The organism is Sulfitobacter sediminilitoris, assembly GCF_010667575.1.
GTDB classification, from domain to species: Bacteria; Pseudomonadota; Alphaproteobacteria; order Rhodobacterales; family Rhodobacteraceae; genus Sulfitobacter; species Sulfitobacter sediminilitoris.
Genome location: NZ_JAABNT010000062.1, coordinates 1 through 2,254 on the forward strand (window position 1 = coordinate 1; position 2,254 = coordinate 2,254).

Annotated in this window: 1 protein-coding gene; it reads right to left on the reverse strand. The window is 53.6% G+C overall.

Translation table 11 applies throughout. The features are described from left to right. Window positions 1–326 precede the first annotated feature (326 nt). Window positions 327–2,003, reverse strand: a complete 1,677-nt coding sequence (locus tag GV827_RS23050) for an adenylate/guanylate cyclase domain-containing protein (RefSeq protein WP_164356654.1) — start codon at window positions 2,001–2,003, stop codon at window positions 327–329. Between the last annotated feature and the right edge of the window lie 251 nt (window positions 2,004–2,254).

Here is a 2,254-nt window from a genome sequence, read left to right on the forward strand (position 1 = left end):
CGGCGTGGCACTATAAATGCCGTCTTCACAGAGTGGTGCCGTTCCTTTGGAACTCTCCAGTCCCGAAAGCGGGACAGTGGTTGGGACCAAGTTCCCGCCGGATGTGAGGTTTGCAGACAGGGGTCTGTCGAAAGAGAGTTCGCCTCGGGCACCGAAATCGAAAACAACCTATTGACGGAGAAATCATCATGTGAGGCCGGACAGACGACTGTACTGACAGGCTAACGCAAAATCACCGAAAAACCTCTTGCAATGCAGGAGCCATCCACAGAGGACAAAGCAGTCATCTGACTGAAGTAACGATTTTCCATTTTGACCCCGGACCATTACTCGGGAAGGCCCGCCATTCGCAGTCCTTCAAAGTAACGTTTACCGCCCTCTGATCCCCCGTAATCGTTCATTGCTTTCCATGATGATATTGTTCGGTCAGGCACCAGTTCGCGATACTTCGCAAGCGCAGCTTCGGCGCGGTCCGGTTGGTCGGTCAGAGCATAAGCCGAGGCGAGGACTGAATGGAAAGTGGGGTATGTGCTTGATAGTTGCAGCCCATCCTCGGCCACCGAAATCGCAAGCGCGTCGTCACCAAGTTGGAGCGCTGCAAGAGCGGTGCCACCTTTCGCGGGCACCGAGTATGGATGGAAGTTACCGAAGCGTTCGAATTTGCGGAAGCAATCCAACGCAGTCTCGGTTTCACCACACCAAATCGCAGCCCAAGCCGATACCGACAGCACATTCGCGTCCGAAGGATTGCGTCGGAGAGCGCCAGCAATCGCATTCCGTAGAGGTGCTACATCGAGATTTGTTCGGAAATCCGCCAGTGCTACTGCAATGCTGAGTATCGAGCTTTGGTCTGTAAGGTGACGGCCACGCGTTACCCAATCCTGAAAATACTCCTCAAAATAGGGGCGCACAACTTCCAGTCCGACCGTCATACCGGCAAATGCCGTCCAAATCGCTTCGCCAAAAGCATCAGCCAGATTCGAGTCTTTTTCCATCGCAAGCATATAGGTCGTCAATGAATCCGCAAATGACTGCGCATCACTCATGCGCATCTGCATGAAACCCTTCACAAGGCATTCCTCAGCCGTTCGCTCTGCCACCGGAATCCGCGCAAGTCGGTCACTCTCTGCGTCCAGCATCTTGGTTATGACCTCAAGTGATACGGTTTCACCGGTAGTGTCCTGCCAGTCGAAACTGTCTGCCAAATACCCATCAAACTTGTTTGCCCAAATCTGTTTGCCCATCGGTTCGAACAATCGGGCCTCCAACCGAAGGCGGTCGCCACGGGAACGCAGCGCAATCTTCAGGGTGTAGTCGCCTGGATTGGCTTGTTCCCGCACTGCAACGACCAGCCAACGCACCGCTGTCAATTTATCATCCAGATCGCCTGTCAAACCTTCCGCCAGTTCCTGAACGTCGACACGTTCGTCAGACGTTGTGACAGGTAATATCGAAAGATGTGAATAACCGGATGAACGCGCGTGCCGGGATTGGACGGTCGGCCCGCCCAAAGTCGCCGTCTTTGTCCAGATGCGCTGGGGTCTGGTGATGTTTTTGAGCTCTTGCTGACCAGCATCGTCAAAGGATGGAGTCAGGGTACCGTCGAGACTTGAATAGGCCGGGTCAGAAATTGCAATGCCCCCGGGTTCGGCCCACCCTTCCAATCTTGCAGCGACATTAACTCCATCGCCAAAGATATCATCCTCTTCGTGGACGACGTCACCGATATGCACGCCAATCCGCAGCGCCAGAAATTCATGCCCTGAAACGCGATCCTGAATTTGTATGGCGCAGTTTACCGCTTCCACGGCGGAACTAAATTCAACCAGCCAGCCATCACCCATAGATTTGATGATTTTGCCATGATGCCCGGCTACCGTTGGGCCAAATACTTCTGCGCGAAATGAGCGCAAGGCCGCCAGCGCACGGGTTTCGTCTTCTCCGACCAAGCGGGAGTAGTCGGCGATGTCTGCTGCAAGGATTGCGGCCAGTCGACGTTCCATATTCAACCTTCGAAACCACTGCTAGAGCAGCAGTATTGCACGTCAAGATTTGATCGAAAACCCCTGCAAACCAAGAGACGTTTTCGCCCCAAAATGTCGAACACTACGATCATAAATGATGACTGCTAATGGGATGAACCGGCTGCTTCCCCCGGTGGGTTAACCTGAGATGGTTTACCCAAAGAAGAAGGAGAAGTGGCTATGAGTATGAAGAATGTAGAAGACCTGTCCGAGCTGGCGGTGATTGGCGT

Excerpts from the sequence above, each read along its gene's own strand:
- GV827_RS23050 (WP_164356654.1), bottom strand. The coding sequence starts at position 2,003 with ATGGAACGTCGACTGGCCGCAATCCTTGCAGCAGACATCGCCGACTAC.